The 18,288-nt window shown below is 60.8% G+C and carries 10 protein-coding genes; 8 read left to right on the forward strand and 2 right to left on the reverse strand.

Features of this window, described 5'->3' with window-relative positions:
* Positions 1-22 precede the first annotated feature (22 nt).
* The 8 genes from BM152_RS02855 to BM152_RS02890 all read left to right on the forward strand — a co-directional run bounded on the left by BM152_RS02855 (position 23) and on the right by BM152_RS02890 (position 13,851).
* Positions 23-502: an Lrp/AsnC family transcriptional regulator gene (locus BM152_RS02855; protein ID WP_066606516.1), complete on the forward strand. Its 480-nt coding sequence runs from the start codon at positions 23-25 to the stop codon at positions 500-502.
* Between the two features lie 359 nt (positions 503-861).
* Positions 862-3,252 carry a glycogen/starch/alpha-glucan phosphorylase gene (locus BM152_RS02860; RefSeq protein WP_066606269.1) on the forward strand — a complete coding sequence of 797 codons (2,391 nt, stop codon included), beginning with the start codon at positions 862-864 and terminating at the stop codon, positions 3,250-3,252.
* Between the two features lie 62 nt (positions 3,253-3,314).
* Complete coding sequence (gene glgB / locus BM152_RS02865) at positions 3,315-5,519, forward strand: 1,4-alpha-glucan branching protein GlgB (protein ID WP_066606271.1); 2,205 nt, start codon at positions 3,315-3,317, stop codon at positions 5,517-5,519.
* Positions 5,520-5,550: 31 nt separating this feature from the next.
* Positions 5,551-6,813 carry a glucose-1-phosphate adenylyltransferase gene (gene glgC, locus BM152_RS02870; RefSeq protein ID WP_066606273.1) on the forward strand — a complete coding sequence of 421 codons (1,263 nt, stop codon included), beginning with the start codon at positions 5,551-5,553 and terminating at the stop codon, positions 6,811-6,813.
* Positions 6,810-8,243 carry a glycogen synthase GlgA gene (glgA, locus tag BM152_RS02875; protein WP_066606274.1) on the forward strand — a complete coding sequence of 478 codons (1,434 nt, stop codon included), beginning with the start codon at positions 6,810-6,812 and terminating at the stop codon, positions 8,241-8,243. The genes glgC and glgA overlap by 4 nt, the downstream gene beginning before the upstream one ends.
* Positions 8,240-10,330 carry a glycogen debranching protein GlgX gene (glgX, locus tag BM152_RS02880; protein ID WP_066606275.1) on the forward strand — a complete coding sequence of 697 codons (2,091 nt, stop codon included), beginning with the start codon at positions 8,240-8,242 and terminating at the stop codon, positions 10,328-10,330. Before glgA ends, glgX begins: the two co-directional genes overlap by 4 nt.
* Positions 10,323-12,200: a 4-alpha-glucanotransferase gene (locus BM152_RS02885; protein WP_066606277.1), complete on the forward strand. Its 1,878-nt coding sequence runs from the start codon at positions 10,323-10,325 to the stop codon at positions 12,198-12,200. The genes glgX and BM152_RS02885 overlap by 8 nt, the downstream gene beginning before the upstream one ends.
* A gap of 19 nt (positions 12,201-12,219) precedes the next feature.
* Positions 12,220-13,851: an alpha-D-glucose phosphate-specific phosphoglucomutase gene (locus tag BM152_RS02890; RefSeq protein WP_066606280.1), complete on the forward strand. Its 1,632-nt coding sequence runs from the start codon at positions 12,220-12,222 to the stop codon at positions 13,849-13,851.
* A gap of 74 nt (positions 13,852-13,925) precedes the next feature.
* Here the strand turns inward: BM152_RS02890 and BM152_RS02895 are convergent, their stop codons facing one another.
* Positions 13,926-17,036 carry an efflux RND transporter permease subunit gene (locus BM152_RS02895; protein WP_066606287.1) on the reverse strand — a complete coding sequence of 1,037 codons (3,111 nt, stop codon included), beginning with the start codon at positions 17,034-17,036 and terminating at the stop codon, positions 13,926-13,928.
* An 18-nt stretch (positions 17,037-17,054) separates the two neighbouring features.
* On the reverse strand, positions 17,055-18,221 hold the full coding sequence (locus BM152_RS02900; protein WP_066606290.1) for an efflux RND transporter periplasmic adaptor subunit: 1,167 nt from the start codon (positions 18,219-18,221) through the stop codon (positions 17,055-17,057).
* Positions 18,222-18,288: the final 67 nt, after the last annotated feature.

The following is an 18,288-nucleotide window of genomic DNA, read 5'->3' on the forward strand; positions in this document are numbered from 1 at the left end:
AAATTTTCGGGATATATGGGAAATGGTAAAAGAGCTGGATTGTTTTGACAGAAAGATTCTCGATTGCCTGTCAACGGATGCGCGGATGTCCCTGACGGAATTGAGCCAAAGGGTCGGTCTGTCGAAGAATCCCGTGGCGCTCAGGGTCAAGGCGCTGGAGCAGGCGGGGATCATTGTTGGCTACCGTGCGATCCTCTCGACACAACAGCTGGGCCTTTCGCATGTCTCCTTTGTGGAGGTGAAGCTGGACGACACACGCGATGCGGCGCTCAAGAAGTTCAACGATGCGGTGAAGAACGTGCCGGAGATTGCTGAATGTCACATGATCGCAGGCAATTTCGATTATCTGCTGAAAGTGCGCACGGGCTCTATGGAGGCTTACCGCGAGGTCATGGGGCGACGTATTTCTAGCCTGCCGCATGTGCAGGCGACCTCGACCTTTGTGGTGATGGAAGCAGTGGTGGAGCAGACCAACCCGCCGCTGCCGGAGACGTTGGACTGAGACGCCGGACTGAGAGGCGGCTGTATGTGTGGGTGTGTCTAGGGACAACGAAGCCGGAAGGGCGCAGCGCTTGCATGAAAGTTTCATACTTGGCCTCTAAGACGAAGGGGCGTGTCTCGGGTTAGGCCAGCTCAAGCGCGGCGTTTCGGCGCAGGGAGATGGCGCAGGTGGATCATGCAATGCCTGTTTCCTGACGCTATACGGGGGTGAAAATGTGCGATTTGGATGCAAATGCCGCAGCGCAGCCCGAAAACAGGCGGCTCCAGCTTGCCACGACAGGGGCTTTGGGAGTTAGCTGGAGGGGAGCGTATAGAGTACGAGTGTTCTCCGGTGTCTTTTCTATAGTCAAAAGGTGATTCATGGCGCGATCAGTTCAGACCTCCTCCAATTTCCGCGATGCCCTGCTGCGACATCTCACCTACACGATGGGCAAGGATCCGGAACATGCGCAGCCCTTCGACTGGCGGATGGCGCTCAGCCATGCAATTCGCGACCGGATCGTGGACACTTGGGTGGCCTCGACGCGCAAGACCTACGAACAGGACGGCAAGCGGGTCTATTACCTCTCGATGGAATTTCTGATCGGGCGTCTGCTTGAGGACGGGATTTTCAATCTGGACATGGTCGAAGAGGCGAAAGAGGCGCTGGAGTCCTTTGGCATGGATATGCGCACCATTCTGGATGACGAACCGGACGCGGCGCTGGGCAATGGCGGGCTGGGGCGACTGGCCGCCTGTTTCCTCGACAGTCTCTCGACCATCGGTTGTCCGGCCTATGGCTATGGCATCCGCTACGAGAACGGCCTGTTCAAACAGAGCTTTGTCGATGGCTGTCAGGTCGAAAGTCCGGAAACATGGTTGCAGGAACCGCACCCGTGGGAATTCGAACGCCCCGAAGTGCGTATCAACATCGGCTTTGGCGGGGATGTGCATTTCGAGAATGGCAAAACCGTCTGGCGGCCCGCCGAGATGATACAGGCCGAAGCCTTCGACACGCCCATCGTCGGCTGGCAGGGGCGCTGGGCCAATACGTTGCGGCTTTGGGCGGGGCGTGCGGTTGATCCCTTCGATCTGGACCTGTTCAACTCCGGTGACTTCGCGGCCGCCTCCGAGCATGAGGCACTGGCGCGCACCATTTCGCGTGTGCTCTATCCCGAAGACAGCAACGAGGCGGGCAAGGAATTGCGTCTCAAACAGGAGTATTTCTTCTCCGCCGCCTCGATCCGTGACATCCTGCGCCGCTTTGACAGCCAGCACAACGATCTGAAACTCCTGCCGGAAAAGATCGCGATCCAGCTCAACGACACGCACCCTGCGATTGCGGGACCGGAGCTTTTGCGCATCCTGCATGACGAGCGCGGACTGTCCTTTGAAGAGGCGCTCCACATCACTCATCATTGTATGAACTACACGAACCACACGCTTCTGCCGGAAGCGCTGGAGCGGTGGGATGAACGGTTGTTCGGACGGCTGCTGCCGCGCCATCTGGACATCATCAACCGCATTGATGACGCGCATTACAAGGCCAACCCGCACCGCACGCTCTCCGCGCGGTCCGACGGGCAGGTAAAGATGGGCGAGCTGTCCTTTATCATGGCCAACCGTGTGAACGGGGTCTCGGCGCTGCACACCGATCTGATGAAACAGACCGTGTTCAAGGAACTCAACGCGCTGCATCCCGACCGGATCGTGAATGAAACCAACGGGGTCACGCCGCGCCGCTGGCTGCATTCGTGCAATCCGGCGCTTTCCGGTTTGATCACGGAGACCATAGGCGAGGACTGGATCGCCGATCTTGAACAGCTTGAAAAACTTGAACCCTCCATCGAGGATCAGGGCTGGCTCGACCGCTTCACGGATGTGAAAAACGCAAACAAGGCCGCGCTTTGTGATTATGTGGCGGGGGTGCATGGGGTGAACCTCAATCCCGAAGCCATGTTCGACATCCAGATCAAGCGGATGCACGAATACAAGCGCCAGCATCTCAACATCCTTGAGACCATCGCACATTGGCAGGAAATCAGGGACAACCCGACCGCCGACTGGGTGCCGCGCGTCAAGATTTTCGCGGGCAAGGCGGCGCAGGGCTATCATTTCGCCAAGGACATCATCCATCTGATCAACGATGTGGCCAAGCTGGTGAATGCCGATGCCGCCACGCGCGATGTGTTGCAGGTGATTTTCCTGCCCAATTACAACGTCTCTCTGGCCGAACGTCTGGTGCCGGCGGCGGATTTGTCGGAACAGATCTCGACTGCGGGTAAGGAAGCCTCCGGCACGGGCAATATGAAATTCGCCCTCAACGGCGCCCCGACGATCGGCACGCTTGACGGGGCCAATGTGGAAATCCGCGACCATGTGGGCAAGGAGAATTTCTTTCTCTTCGGGATGCTGGCCGATGAGGTGATGCAGCGCCGAATGATGCACGATCACGCGCAACAGGCCATCAATGCCGACCCGCGCCTCGGGCGCGCACTTGAGGCGCTGCGCGACGGGACATTCAGCCCCGAAGATCCGGGCCGCTACACCCACATTGCCGACAATCTGACATGGTCGGATTACTTCCTCGTCTGTTCCGACTTCACCGATTACTGGCGGGCACAGCGCGAAGTGGACAAAGCCTATCAGGATCGTAAGGCATGGGCAAAAATGGCTGCGCTGAACACCGCACGCTCCGGCTGGTTCTCCTCTGACCGCACAATTCACGGCTATATGTGCGATATTTGGGGAGCCAAAAGTCTTATACCCTAAAATTCAAAGGGTTGTGCGAAAGAGCGAAACCTTTACTCTCGCCATGAACAAAGGAAAAAGACATGGCCCCGTCCGTTGAAAACGACTTCGCCGCGCCGAAGACACTGTCGCTGATTTGCGAGGGGCTTTTCGATGACCCGTTCGCTGTTCTGGGGCCGCATAAAAAGGGGCGGCTGCGCTATGTGACCGCTTTTGATCCCGGTGCCGAGGAAATGACAGCGATCTCGGGCGGAAAACGCTATCCGCTGGCCGCTGTGACCGGCTATCCCGGTGTGTTTCATGGCAAGGTTTCGGGGACAAAACCCTATCTGCTGGAGGGACGTCTGGCGGACACAACGTGGCAGGTCGAGGACGCGTATCGCTTCGGCCCCGTTCTGGGCGAGATTGACGAATATCTTCTGGGCGAGGGCACGCATCACCATATCTGGCGGGCATTGGGCGCACATGTGATGACCCATGAGGGCGTCGCAGGCACGCATTTCGCGGTCTGGGCCCCCAATGCGCGGCGGGTCTCTGTGGTAGGGGATTTCAACGCATGGGACGGGCGGCGTCATGTCATGCGCCGGCGCGGTGCCACAGGCGTGTGGGAAATCTTCATGCCCGGCGTGTCCGACGGCACGGCCTATAAATACGAGGTGATCGGTGCCTATGGCGAGGCGCGCCTCAAGGCCGATCCCGTGGGCTTTGGCAGCGAGCATCCGCCGGAAACTGCGTCCATCGTGCGCGATATTTCTGGCTATGGCTGGTCGGATGCCGACTGGATCGAGACCCGCGCCGTGGCGCAGGCCCGTGACAAGCCGATCTCGATCTATGAGGTGCAACTTGGCTCGTGGCGGCACAAACCGGACGCCAGCGGCGGGACACGTCCGATCTCTTACAAAGAGGCGGCGGTCGAGCTGGTGGGCTATGCGAAAGACATGGGGTTCACTCATATCGAGCTGATGCCGATTTCCGAATATCCGTTCGACGGCTCTTGGGGCTATCAGCCGGTGGGGCTGTTTGCGCCGACGATCCGTTTTGGCCCGCCGCACGAGTTTCGCGATCTGGTGAATGCGGCCCATGAGGCGGGGCTGGGGCTTCTGATCGACTGGGTGCCGGGGCATTTTCCGACCGACAGCCACGGGTTGGCCCAGTTCGACGGCACGGCACTCTATGAACATGCCGATCCGCGCGAGGGCTTCCATCAGGACTGGAACACGCTGATCTACAATTACGGACGTCATGAGGTCGCCAATTTCCTGACCTCCAACGCCTTGTATTGGCTGGAAGAATATCACATCGACGGGCTGCGCGTGGATGCGGTGGCCTCGATGATCTACCGCGACTATTCGCGCGAGGAGGGCCAGTGGATTCCCAACGCCCAAGGCGGGCGCGAGAATTTCGAAGCCATCTCCATGCTCCAGACCATGAACACGCTCAGTTATGGCGAGGTGCCGGGCATCATGACCGTGGCTGAGGAAAGCACCGCCTATCCGGGGGTCTCCGCGCCGGTGGATACGGGCGGGCTTGGCTTTGGCTTCAAGTGGAACATGGGCTGGATGAACGACACGCTCGATTACATGTCGCACACGCCGGTACATCGCAAATATCATCATCACCAGATGACCTTCGGCCTGCATTATGCCTTCTCGGAAAATTTCATCCTGCCGATCAGCCATGACGAAGTGGTGCATGGCAAGAAATCCATGCTCTCGAAAATGCCGGGGAATGAATGGGAGAAATTCGCCAACCTGCGGGCCTATTACGGCTTTATGTGGGGCCATCCGGGCAAGAAACTTCTGTTCATGGGGCAGGAGTTCGGTCAGTGGCACGAATGGAACCACGAGGCGGAGATCGACTGGGCCTGTCTCGGCTATCACATGCATGAGGGAATGCAGAACCTCGTGCGCGACCTGAACCGGCTCTATTGCGCCACGCCCGCACTTCACGCCAAGGATTGCGAGCCGGAGGGCTTCCAGTGGATCGAGGCCAATGATGCCGAAGCCTCCGTCTACGCATGGGTGCGGCGCGGCGGGCCGGAGGATGCGGAAGCGGTCGTGGTCTGCAACTTCACCCCTGTGGAGCGGACGGGCTACCAGCTCGGCTTCCCCTCCGAGGGGCGATGGGTCGAGGCACTCAACAGCGACGCGGCCTGCTACGGCGGCAGCGGGTGCGGCAATATGGGGCAGGTGGACGCGGTGAGCGGGACTTGGCAGGGGCAACCTGCGCAAGCCACACTTACCTTGCCGCCGCTGTCCACTTTGATTTTCATTCGGGAGAGAACGTGAGCCGCTCAGGCCGCACGAGAGGGAGAATAAGATGCCATATTCCAGAAACAGACTGTCTGGTCGCACCGTTGCTTTCGTTCTCGCAGGCGGGCGTGGTTCGCGGCTCAAGGAATTGACCAACGGTCGGGTGAAACCGGCAGTCTATTTCGGGGGCAAGAACCGGATCGTCGATTTCGCGCTCTCCAACGCGCTCAATTCCGGCATTCGCAAGATGGCGATTGCGACCCAGTATAAGGCGCACTCGCTCATCCGCCACATCCAGCGCGGCTGGACCTTTTTCCGCGCCGAGCGCAACGAGTTCCTCGACATTCTGCCCGCCTCGCAACGCTATGAGGAAAGCACATGGTATCGCGGCACGGCGGATGCGGTGGCGCAGAACATCGACATTATCGACAGCTATGATGTGGACTATATCCTGATCCTCGCGGGCGATCACATCTACAAGATGGATTACGAGATCATGATCCGTCAGCATGTGGAAACCGGCGCGGATGTCACCGTCGGCTGCCTCACCGTTGATCGCAAAGAGGCCACGGCCTTTGGTGTGATGGGCGTGGATGCAACCGACCGGATCACTTCGTTTCTCGAAAAACCCGCCGATCCACCCACCATTCCCGATAATCCGAACAAATCGCTCGCCTCTATGGGTATCTATGTCTTCAACTGGAAATTCCTGCGCGAGCGGCTTCTGGCCGATATGGAAGACCCGAATTCCAGCCATGATTTCGGCAATGACCTCATCCCCGAGATCGTCTCCAAAGGCAAGGCGCAGGCCCATCGTTTTACCGAAAGCTGTGTGCGCCATCCCGAAGCGCCCGCCTACTGGCGCGATGTGGGGACGATTGACGCCTATTGGAAGGCCAATATCGACCTGACGGATTTCACACCGGAGCTGGACCTGTGGGATCGCGACTGGCCGATCTGGACCTATTCGGAGAACACGCCGCCGGCCAAATTCATCCATGACCGCCCCGACCGGCGCGGCTCTGCGGTGAGTTCTATGGTTTCGGGCGGCTGTATCATTTCGGGGACGGAAATTCGCGAAAGCCTGTTGTTCACCCATGTGAAGACCAATTCCTATTCCTCTCTGGAGGGGGCTGTGGTCCTGCCCAACGCCTATATCGCGCGGCATTGCCAACTCAAGAACGTGGTGATCGACCGTGGGGTTCATATCCCCGAGGGGCTTGTCGTCGGTCAGGACCCCGAGGTGGACGCACGTTGGTTCAGCGTATCGCCCGGAGGGATCACGCTGATCACACAAGACATGATTGATGCGAGGGCGAGGGGCTTATGACACAGGTTCTCTCTGTCGCGTCCGAATGTGTGCCCTTGGTGAAAACCGGCGGTTTGGCCGATGTGGCGGGGGCCTTGCCCGCAGCGCTGGCTCCGCTGGGTGTGGAGATGCGCACGCTGCTGCCCGGGTATCGCGCGGTGCTGGAGGCCCAGCCGGAGGCCGAGACCGTGTTCGAGATCTGGGATCTTTTCGGCGGCTTTGCCCGTATCCGGCGCGGCCATCTTGGCGCGCAGGTGCTCTATATCCTCGACGCACCGCATCTTTACGACCGTGACGGCACGCTTTACCTCGCCCCCGATGGTCATGACTGGGCGGACAATGCGGAGCGTTTCGCCGCGCTCTCTCTGGCTGCCGCGATGATCGCCGCGCACGGGATCGAGGACTGGTTTCCGGACGTGATCCATATGCATGACTGGCAGGCGGGGCTGACCCCGATTTATCTGCGCGAACTGGGCGCAGCCGAGCGGGTCAAGACGTTGATGACCATTCACAACGTCGCGTTTCAAGGCTGTTTTCCCGCACAGATGATTTCCACGCTGGGCCTGCCGCCGCAGGGGTTTACCATGAGCGGCTATGAATATTGGGGGCAAATCTCGACGCTGAAAGCGGGGATCATGACTGCGACCAAGGTCACGACCGTTTCTCCCACCTATGCGCGTGAGCTGATGGATGGTGCGTTCGGCATGGGAATGGAAGGGGTGCTGGCCTCTCGTGGGGCGGATTTCTCCGGCATTCTCAACGGCATCGATGAAGAGGTCTGGTCGCCGCCCTACAAATCGCCCGAAGGCAAGGTGGCGTTCAAGGCCGCTCTGCGCGAAGAGATGCACCTGCCGGACAGTGATGGGCCTTTGTGCGTGGTGATCTCTCGGCTCACTGGTCAGAAAGGCTTTGATCTGTTGCTCGAAGCCTTGCCCGCGCTTCTGGAACAGGGCGGGCAACTGGCGCTTCTCGGTTCTGGCGAAGGTCATTTCGAAAGCGCCTTCCGCGATGCCGCGCTTAAACATGCGGGTGTTGCCGTGCGGATCGGCTATGACGAGGCTTTCGCCCGCCGCCTGATCGAAGGGGGCGACGCAATCCTTGTGCCTTCGCGCTTTGAACCATGCGGGCTGACACAGCTCTACGGGCTGCGCTTTGGCACGATCCCTGTGGTCTCACTCACCGGCGGGCTGGCCGATACGGTGATCAACGCCAATCCGGCGGCTCTGGCGCAAGGCGTGGCCACAGGTCTGCAATTCTATCCGCTGACCACAGAGGCGCTGACTCAGGCTTTGATCCGGCTTTGCGATCTCTACCGCCAGCGCGAGGTCTGGACGCAGATGATGACCAACGCCATGGCCCAGCCTGTGGGATGGGACACTTCAGCCAAGGCCTATGCCGCGCTGTTTGCGCAGATGGTGGCCGAGGATGAAACAGAGGGCAATCGCGCATGACCTCACTGACGATCCTTGCCGGAGACCCCGCGCCGCTCGGTGCGACATGTGACGGAGAGGGCGTCAACTTCGCGGTGTTCTCCGAACATGCACAGCGGATTTCGGTCTGTCTCTTTTCGCCGGACGGGCAGACGGAAACCCACCGGCTCGACCTGCCGGAGCGTGATGGCGATGTCTGGCATGGTTATGTGCCGGGCCTGCGCCCCGGTCAGATGTATGGCCTGCGCGCCGACGGTCCCTATGCGCCGCTGGAGGGCCACCGTTTCAATTACAACAAACTGCTGCTCGATCCTTATGCCAAACGCCTGACCCGTGATTTTGTCTGGCATGACGCGCTTATGGGGTACAAGGTCGGGGATGCGCAGGGTGATCTCTCCTTTGATCCGCGCGACAACGCCCGCTACATGCCGCGCTGTGTGGTGGAGGACGGGTTGTTCGCGTGGGGGCGTGACAAGCCGCCGCGCACACCGACCTCGCAAACGGTGATTTACGAGGCCCATGTCAAAGGGCTGACGCAGCTGCACCCCGATGTGCAGCAGAAGGGCACATTCCTCGGCCTTGCCTCAGATGCAATCCTCGACCATCTGGTGAATCTCGGTATCACTGCCATCGAGCTGTTGCCCGCGCAAGCCTTTCTTAACGACCGGTTTCTGGTCGAAAAGGGGCTGGTGAATTACTGGGGCTATCAAACTATCGGCTTTTTCGCCCCCGATCCGCGCTACCTCGCCCATGACCAGATCGCCGAATTCCAGCACATGGTCGCGCGGCTGCATTCCGCAGGGATCGAGGTGATCATGGATGTGGTCTACAACCACACGGGCGAGGGCAACGAGATGGGGCCGACCCTGTCTTTCCGTGGTCTCGACAACCGCAGCTATTACCGCCTCGCCGACAATCCGCGCCACTACATCAACGACACGGGCACCGGCAACACGCTCAACATCGATCACCCGATGGTGCTACGCATGGTGCTCGACAGTCTGCGCTACTGGGTTGAGGAGATGCATGTGGACGGGTTCCGCTTTGACCTCTGCGCCAGCTTGGGCCGCACTCCCACAGGGTTTGATCGCGGCGCGAGTTTTTTTGATGCGATCCGGCAAGACCCTGTGCTGACCCGCGTGAAACTCATTGCCGAACCTTGGGACATCGGTCCCGGCGGCTACCGTGTCGGGGCTTTTCCTCCGCCATTTCTGGAATGGAACGACAAGTTCCGCGACGGGATACGCCGCTTCTGGCGCGGGGATGCGGGGCATGTTGCGGTGCTGGCTGACAGGATCACCGGATCGGCGCTGCAATTCGACCATTCGGGACGACCCGCCACAACATCGGTCAATTTCGTCACCGCCCATGACGGGTTCACACTGATGGATCTGGTCAGCTACACGCAGAAACACAATGCGGCCAATGGCGAGGGCAATCGCGACGGGCACAATGACAATGCCTCAGATAATATGGGCGTCGAGGGGCCGACCGATGATCCGGAGATCCTGAGTGCGCGGGCGCAACGGCGGCGCAACCTTCTGGCCACGGTGCTGTTCTCGCAAGGCACGCCGATGCTTCTGGCCGGTGACGAGTTGGGCAACAGCCAGCAGGGCAACAACAATGCCTACTGTCAGGACAACGAGATCGGCTGGATCGACTGGTCGTCCTATGACGCGGATTTTCTCGACTTCACCCGCCGCCTGATTGCCTTTCGCCACGAACACCCGATCCTGCGCCAGAAACGGTTTCTCCATTCGCGCGAACGGATCGTCGACGGGATCGAAGACCTGTTCTGGTGGCGTGCGGACGGGCGGCCGATGCAGGATCAGGACTGGGGCAGGCCGGAACTCAAAACGCTCTGTGTCGAGATGCGGATTGCCTCGGGCACGCCGGTCTATGCCCAACGCGAAGAGGCTTTGTTCCTGATCTTCAACCGTGGTCACGATGTGGAGGTCAAGCTGCCGGAGTGTGCCGAAGGGCGGCGCTGGCGGCTCTGGATCGACACCGGGCGGCCCGAGATTGACGGCAAACAGATCACCCTTCCCACGGTCTTTGCCGGTCGGGAAACCACATTGGCACTGGTGCTGGAGGCCTATAATGAGTGACGCCCGTCTGGAGCTTGCCTATGCGCGCGGCATTCATGCCAGCTATCACGACCAGATGGGCGTCTATCACGAAACCGGTGTCGAGACCGCCGTGGCGCTTTTGGGCGCTCTGGGGATTTCGGCGCAGACGGAGGAGGAAGCCCGCGCCCATCTTGCGGCGGGGGATGCCGATCTGCCGTGGGACATTGTGTTCGAGGCGGGCACGCAGCCTTGGGTCGACATCGGCGGCGCGTCGTGGCGGCTGACCCGCGAGGACGGGGTCGAGACCGAGGGGCAGGGGGTGGAGAGCCTGCCGGTTCTGCCCTTGGGCATCCATCGCCTCGTGGCCGATCTGCCGCACGGGCCACAGCGCATGACGCTTCTGGCCGCGCCGAAGACCATTCCCATGCCCGCGCGGGCATGGGGCATGACTGTGCCGCTCTACGCGCTCTCGGAGACGGGCATCGGCGCCTATGACGATCTTTTGCCACTGATCGACGCCTTGGGCGCGCGCGGCGGCAGTTTCCTCGGCATGAATCCGGTCCATGCGGGGTTTCCCACCGATCCGGGCCTGTTCAGCCCCTATACGCCCTCGCATCGCAGACGCCTGAACGTACTGCATTTGCAGACCGCGGGCGGCACAGACGGGCCTTTGGTCTCCTATGAAACAGACGGGCCGGAGCGGCGCGAGATGCTGCGGGCGGAGTTCAAGGCCAGCTCGCCACCCAAAGCCTTTGTCGATTATGTGACTGCCGAGGGACGTTCTCTTGAGACCTTCGCCCTGCATCAGGCTTTGTCGGAACGGTATGGGCCGTTCTGGTCCGGTTGGCCGGAGGCCTATCAGCATCCTGACAGCTCCGCCTGTGATGCCGCGCGTGTGGATTTGCGCGAAGAGATCGCCTTTCACAGCTGGCTCCAGTGGCGCGCCGAAACCGCTCTGGCCAAGGCGCAGCAGGCGGCCAAGGCGGCAGGAATGCGCCACGGGCTTTACGTCGATCTGGCCGTGGGCACCCATCCGCACGGGGCGGAAACTTGGGAGGACCGCGAGAGCTTTGCCTTTGGAGCCGCCTTGGGCGCGCCGCCGGATGCCTTTTCGGCCGAGGGGCAGAACTGGGGCCTTGCGCCGTTCAACCCCATCGCGCTGCGGGACAAGGCTTATGCGCCCTTGGCGGAGACCTTTGCGCGTCAGCTGCGGGTCTCCGGCATGCTGCGGATTGATCATATTCTCGGGTTCGAACGCACCTTCTGGGTGCCGCAGGATGCGCCGGGCACCTATGTCACCATGCCGCGCGATTCGATGCTCGCGGTGGCGCGGATCGAGGCGGCGCGGGGCAATGGCGGAGAGGGCGGGATCATCATTGGCGAGGATCTTGGCAACATCCCCGACGGGCTGAGTGGCGCATTGGCGGGCTCCGGTGTGCTGGGCTGTCGCGTGGCAATGTTCGAGCGTTGGAACTGGGAGGATCCGGAATTCAAACCCGCAGAGGCCTATGACGCGGCGGCGATTGCTTCTTTCTCCACCCATGACCTGCCGACGTGGCAAGGCTGGCGGCAAGGGGCGGACATTGCAGCGCGGCTGCAAACGGGCGGGATCAAACCGGATCAGGCCGCGCAGGAACAGGCCCACCGCCGCCGTGAGACCACGGCTTTCGACCGGCTTTTGCCCGCAACAGATCAGGACGCGCTGCATATGTTTCTGGCCCGCACCCCCTCGCGACTTGTCGCGGTGCAAGCCGAGATAATTCTTGATATGGTAGAGCAACAGAATCTGCCGGGCACGACCAGCGAATACCCGAATTGGCGGTTGCGATTGCCGGGCGGTGCGCGGGCCTTGGCCCGTCACGAGAAACTTGAACGTGTGGCCGAGATCATGCGCATGAATGACCGATAAACGAGAGGAACAACACGTTATGACCCGATATGTGGTTGCTACGACTCCGATTGATGGCCAGAAACCGGGCACCTCCGGTCTGCGCAAGAAGACTCCTGTGTTTATGCAACCGCATTATTTGGAGAATTTCGTGCAGGCGATTTTCACTGGCACAGGCGGGGCCGAGGGCAAGACCTATGTGCTGGGTGGGGACGGGCGTTATTTCAACGACCGTGCGGCGCAGGTGATCCTGCGCATGGCGGCGGCCAACGGGGCGAAAAAGGTCATCGTCGGCCAAAATGCGCTGCTCTCCACACCGGCGGCCTCCAACCTCATCCGCAGACGCCAGACCGATGGCGGGATCATCATGTCCGCCTCGCACAATCCGGGTGGTCCGACCGAGGATTTCGGCGTCAAGTTCAACACGGCAAACGGCGGTCCCGCTCCGGAATCGATCACAGAGGCCATATTCGAACAGACGAAAACCCTGAGCGAATATGCCATCTGCGAGGCACAGGATGTGGACCTGTCGAAGCTGGGTGTGACCACGCTGTTCGGCATGGAAATCGAAGTGGTCGATCCCGTGGTCGATTACCATCTGATGATGGAAGAGATTTTCGATTTCGAGGCAATCCGCGACCTGTTCGCCTCCGGTTTCACCATGCGCTTTGACGCGATGCATGCCGTGACCGGCCCCTATGCCAAAGCCATTCTGGAAGGCTCTCTGGGCGCGCCGGAAGGATCTGTGGTCAATGCGGTGCCGTCTCCGGATTTCGGAGGTGGGCATCCCGACCCGAACCCGATCTGGGCCAAGCCTCTGATGGATCTGATGTTCTCCTGCGATGCACCGGATTTCGGTGCGGCGTCGGACGGGGACGGGGACCGCAATATGATCGTGGGCCGCAACACCTATGTGACCCCGTCTGACAGCCTCGCGGTTCTGGCGGCCAATGCGACCCTTGTGCCGGGCTATAAGGACGGGCTCAAAGGCGTGGCGCGTTCCATGCCGACCTCGCGCGCACTTGACCGCGTGGCCGAGGCGCTGGACATTCCCTGTTACGAGACGCCCACCGGCTGGAAATTCTTCGGCAACTTGCTCGATGCAGGGCGGGCAACGCTTTGTGGTGAGGAAAGCGCTGGCACAGGATCGGACCATGTGCGCGAAAAAGACGGGCTTTGGGCGGTTCTGTTCTGGCTCAATGTTCTGGCCGTGCGTCAGCAAAGCGTGGCAGAGGTCATGGCCGAGCATTGGGCGAAATTCGGACGCAACTACTATTCGCGCCACGATTTCGAAGCGGTAGACAGTGATGCGGCAAACGGGCTGATGGAGGCGCTGCGCAACCGTCTGCCGAACCAGCCGGGCCGTGTGGTCGAAGGCATGACCATCGAGGCTGCCGACGAGTTTGCCTATGACGATCCTGTGGACGGGTCGCGCTCCGAGCATCAAGGTATCCGGATTATGTTCAAGGACGGGGGCCGCATTGTGTTTCGTCTCTCGGGCACCGGCACCGAGGGCGCGACGCTTCGGGTTTATCTCGAAAAGGTGGAAACCAACGTGGCCGCGCTTCAGGACAATCCGCAGAACGCGCTGTCGGGGATTATTGCTGCGGCAGACAAGCTGGCAGAAATTCGTTTGCGCACCGGACGCGATGCACCGGATGTGATCACCTGAGGGTATCTGAGACAGACAATGAAAAAGGCCGGGCGATTGCCCGGCCTTTTGCTTTTGTATTTCGGCCTGTCAGATCAGGCTGCGGTTTTCTTGCGTGAGCCGAAGAGTTTGAAGACGATCACAAAGAACAGCGGCACAAAGAGAATGCCGAACACCGTCCCTGTGATGGTCCCGCCAAGTACAGCCGCGCCCACGGCCATCCGGCCACCGGCACCCGCGCCGGAGGACAGCACCAAGGGCACAACCCCTAAGGAAAACGCCATCGAGGTCATGACGATCGGACGGAACCGCTGTTTTGCCGCTGTCAGAACCGCCTCGGCAAGGTCCTTGCCCGCCTCGACCTGTTCACGGGCGAATTCGACGATCAGAATGGCGTTCTTGCCGGTCAGACCGATCACGGTCAGAAGGCCGACCTGAAAGAACACACCGTTCTGGAAGCCGAAGTGCCATGCGGTGAACAATGTCCCAAGAACCCCGACCGGCATGGCGAGCATGACGGAGAAGGGGATCGCCCAGCTTTCATAGAGCGCTGCGAGACAGAAGAAGATCGCCGCAAGCGAAAGCATGTAGAGCATCGGCGCTTGCGAGCCGCTTTCGCGTTCTTCCAGCGACAGCCCCGTCCATGCGACCGAGTAGCCGCCGGGGATCTGTTCGACGAGCTTTTCGATCTCCGCCATGGCTTCACCGGTGGACACGCCCGGCGCGGGGGAGCCCTGAATCTGCATCGAGGGTGTGCCGTTGTAGCGGCTGAGACCCTGCGGGCCGTAGACCCAGCGTTCGGTGGTGAAGTTGGAGAAGGGCACCAGCTCGCCCGACGAGTTGCGCACGCGCCATTTCTGCAAGTCGGTCGGAGTGGACCGCGCATCGGCATCGCCTTGGACATAGACGCGTTTGGTACGGCCATTGTCGTTGAAGTCGTTGACGTAAGTCCCCGCCATGGCAATCGCAAGCGTGTTGCCGACTTCGGAGGGCGAAACCCCCATCGCACCTGCAGCGCGCCAGTCGATGTCGAGTTTGAACTGGCTCGCATCCTCAAGACCGGACGGGCGCACAGAGGCGATGAGCGGGCTTTGCGAGGCCATGCCCAACAGCATGTTGCGCGCTTCGAGCAGTTGCTCGTGGCTCTGACCACCCAGCGCTTGCAGGTAGAAGTCAAAGCCGGAGACGTTGCCCAGTTCGATCACGGCAGGCGGCACGATGGGGAAGGCCATAGCCTCCTGAATGCCCATCATCGCCGGAAAAGCGCGCCCTGCGATGGCCTGCACGGATTGCGCGGGCGAGGGACGTTCTTCCCAGTCTTTCATACGGACAAAGGCCAGACCGTTGTTCTGCCCCACACCGGAGAAGGAAAAGCCGACCACGGAGAAAACCGAGTCCACATTGTCGCTTTCTGCGGTGAGGAAGTAGTCGCGGATCTGGTCTGCGGCCGCCTGTGTGTTCTCGGTCGTTGAGCCCGACGGACCCTGAACGAGCGCCATCATGATGCCCTGATCTTCGTCCGGCAGAAAGCCCGTGGGCGTCTGCATGAACAGCCAGACGATGCCGCCGCCCATCAGGGCGTAGACCATGATCATGCGCAGGGGACGGCGGATGATATAGCCGACCGTGCCACCATAGCCGCCGGAGAGCTTGTCAAACAAGGTGTTGAACCAGCCGAAGGGGCCACGGCGCTCGTGATGGACATCCTTGCCGCGCAGAAGCGTGGCACAGAGCGCAGGGGTGAGCGTGAGCGCCACCAGCACGGAGAGCATCATCGCGGAGACGATGGTGATCGAGAACTGGCGATAGATCACACCGGTGGAGCCGCCGAAAAAGGCCATCGGCACGAACACGGCGGACAGCACAAGCGCGATCCCGATGAGCGCGCCGGTGATTTGCCCCATGGATTTCTTGGTGGCTTCGCGGGGGCCAAGCCCTTCTTCTTCCATGATCCGTTCGACGTTTTCCACCACCACGATGGCGTCATCCACCAGAAGGCCGATGGCCAGCACCATCGCGAGCATGGTGAGCACGTTGATGGTAAAGCCGAAGGCGGCCAGGATGCCGAAAGTGCCGAGCAGCACCACAGGCACCGCAAGCGTCGGGATAAGTGTTGCACGCAGGTTTTGCAGGAAGAGCAACATCACGAAGAACACCAGAACGATGGCCTCCATCAGGGTCTTTTGCACTTCGTGGATCGAGATTTCGATAAAGGGCGTCGTGTCGTAGGGGATCACATAGGTCATGCCCTCGGGGAAATACTCGGCATAGTCATCGATCAAAGCGCGAACGCGTTTCGAGGTGTCGAGCGCATTGGCTCCGGGGGCCAGCTGGATCGCCATCCCTGACGCGGGTTTCCCGTTATACTGCGCCACCGCCATGTAGTTTTCCGCACCGATCTCGACGCGGGCCACATCTTCGAGCAGGACCAGCCCGCCGTTCTGTTCGGAGCGCAGGATGATGTTGCGGAAGTCTTCCGGAGTTTCCAGCAAGGATTGCGCCGTGATTGTGGCTGTAAGTGCCTGACCTTCCGGCGCCGGACGGGAACCGAAAGAGCCCGCCGAAATCTGGGCGTTATAGCCGGAAATGGCATTCACCACATCCGAAGGCGTCATGTCGAAAGCCGCAAGTTTCGACGGGTCGAGCCAGACGCGCATGGCGTATTTCGCCCCGAATACCTGTGTGCCGCCGACCCCTTCGACGCGGCTGAACGCATCCACGAGGTTGGAGTTGAGATAATCGGCAAGGTCGGCCTGATCCATGCTGCCGTCTTGGGAGATCACCCCGATCACCATGAGGAAGCCGGCGGAGGATTTCTCCACCGTCACCCCTTGGCGCTGAACGGCTTCGGGCAGAAGCGCCGTGGCCTGTGCCAGTTTGTTTTGCACCTGCACCTGCGCGATGTCCGGATCCGTGCCTGTCTCGAAGGTCAGCGTGATCGAGGCCGATCCCGATGAGGTCGAGGACGACGACATATACCGCATCCCGTCCAGACCGGTCATCTGCTGTTCGATGATCTGGGTCACGGTATTGGCCACAGTATCCGCAGAGGCCCCCGGATAGGTCGCACTGATGCTGACCGAGGGCGGGGCAATCTGTGGATATTGCGCCACGGGGAGGGTGAAGATCGACAACAGGCCGATCCCCATGATCATGATGGAAATCACCCAGGCAAAGACCGGGCGGTCAATAAAAAAGCGCGCCATGAAAGGTCCTTTCGCGGATCAGTTGTTCGAGGCGGCGGCATCATCCGCGCTCTCGGGGGAGGTCTGTTCCTGCGGGGCCACGGTGGCCCCCGGTGCGGCTTTCTGCAATCCGGCCACGATCACACGGTCACCTGCGGAGACACCCTCGGTGACCACCCACATATCGTCCTGATCGCTGACCACGTTGAGGATGCGTTGCTCCACCACGTTTTCGTCATTGACGACCAGAGCCATCGGGCGTCCGCGACGATCGCGGCTGACGGCCTCTTGCGGCACCAGCACGGCATCGGGCACGACCCCTTGGGGCATTTCCACCTGCACATACATGCCGGGCAACAGGAAGTGGTCGGGATTGGGGAAGGACAGGCGCAGCACGGTCGTGCCGGTGTCCTCATGCACATAGGGCTCGCCTGCGGAGAGTTCGCCTTTGTATTCGTAAGGCTCGCCATCGGAAAGCGTCAGCGACACGCTCTCGTCAAAGCTGGCCTCCGGCCCCGTGGCCGCATTGGTCCGGCGCCAGCGCAGCATATCCGCGGCGGCTTGTGTTACGTCCACATAGACCGGATCAAGTGCGCGGATCGTGGTCAGGGCACTGGCCTGACCGGAAGTGACCAAGGCCCCTTGGGTGATTTCGCTCAACCCCGTGACGCCGGAGATCGGCGCGCGGATCGTTGTGCGCTCCAGATCAATCTCGGCAGAGAGCAGATTGGCTTCGGCCACTTTGACCGCTGCGGCGGCGGAATCGCGTGCGGCAACGGCGCTGTCGAGGTTTTGCTGTGAGGTCACGTTGCGGTCCCGAAGCTGTTCCTGCCGCTCGTATTCGATCTCTGCCGATTTCAGCGCGGCTTTGGCCTGCGCAAGGCTGGCCTCTGCGACAGCTTTCTGTGCCTCGTAAGTCGCAGCATCAATCTGGTAGAGCGGATCGCCCTCCTGCACGGGGGCGCCTTCCTTGAACAAACGCTCCTGAATAATACCGCTGACCTGCGGGCGCACCTCGGCTTCCGATGAGGCGGCCACACGACCGGGCAAGGGGGCCGACAGGGTGATGTCCTTGGCCTCCAGCGTGACCACGGTCACAGGGCTGGGCGGCGGGCCGTCCTGCGCAAACGCTGAGGCCGACGCGGTCAGGCTCAGGGCAAGAATGGGCAAGGCCCGGCGAAGGGAAGGAAGGTAAGGGCTGTGCATGTAGGTCTCCGACGAAAATAACCCGATCCTTGCGGGTCGGGGGGAGGAATGCGGGTTTGGCACCCGA

It is taken from the genome of Celeribacter halophilus (genome assembly GCF_900114135.1).
Classification (GTDB): domain Bacteria; phylum Pseudomonadota; class Alphaproteobacteria; order Rhodobacterales; family Rhodobacteraceae; genus Celeribacter; species Celeribacter halophilus.

Excerpts from the sequence above, each read along its gene's own strand:
- BM152_RS02895 (WP_066606287.1), bottom strand. The coding sequence starts at position 17,036 with ATGGCGCGCTTTTTTATTGACCGCCCGGTCTTTGCCTGGGTGATTTCC.
- glgB (WP_066606271.1), top strand. The coding sequence starts at position 3,315 with ATGGCCCCGTCCGTTGAAAACGACTTCGCCGCGCCGAAGACACTGTCG.
- glgX (WP_066606275.1), top strand. The coding sequence starts at position 8,240 with ATGACCTCACTGACGATCCTTGCCGGAGACCCCGCGCCGCTCGGTGCG.
- glgA (WP_066606274.1), top strand. The coding sequence starts at position 6,810 with ATGACACAGGTTCTCTCTGTCGCGTCCGAATGTGTGCCCTTGGTGAAA.
- BM152_RS02900 (WP_066606290.1), bottom strand. The coding sequence starts at position 18,221 with ATGCACAGCCCTTACCTTCCTTCCCTTCGCCGGGCCTTGCCCATTCTT.
- BM152_RS02890 (WP_066606280.1), top strand. The coding sequence starts at position 12,220 with ATGACCCGATATGTGGTTGCTACGACTCCGATTGATGGCCAGAAACCG.
- glgC (WP_066606273.1), top strand. The coding sequence starts at position 5,551 with ATGCCATATTCCAGAAACAGACTGTCTGGTCGCACCGTTGCTTTCGTT.
- BM152_RS02885 (WP_066606277.1), top strand. The coding sequence starts at position 10,323 with ATGAGTGACGCCCGTCTGGAGCTTGCCTATGCGCGCGGCATTCATGCC.
- BM152_RS02860 (WP_066606269.1), top strand. The coding sequence starts at position 862 with ATGGCGCGATCAGTTCAGACCTCCTCCAATTTCCGCGATGCCCTGCTG.
- BM152_RS02855 (WP_066606516.1), top strand. The coding sequence starts at position 23 with ATGGTAAAAGAGCTGGATTGTTTTGACAGAAAGATTCTCGATTGCCTG.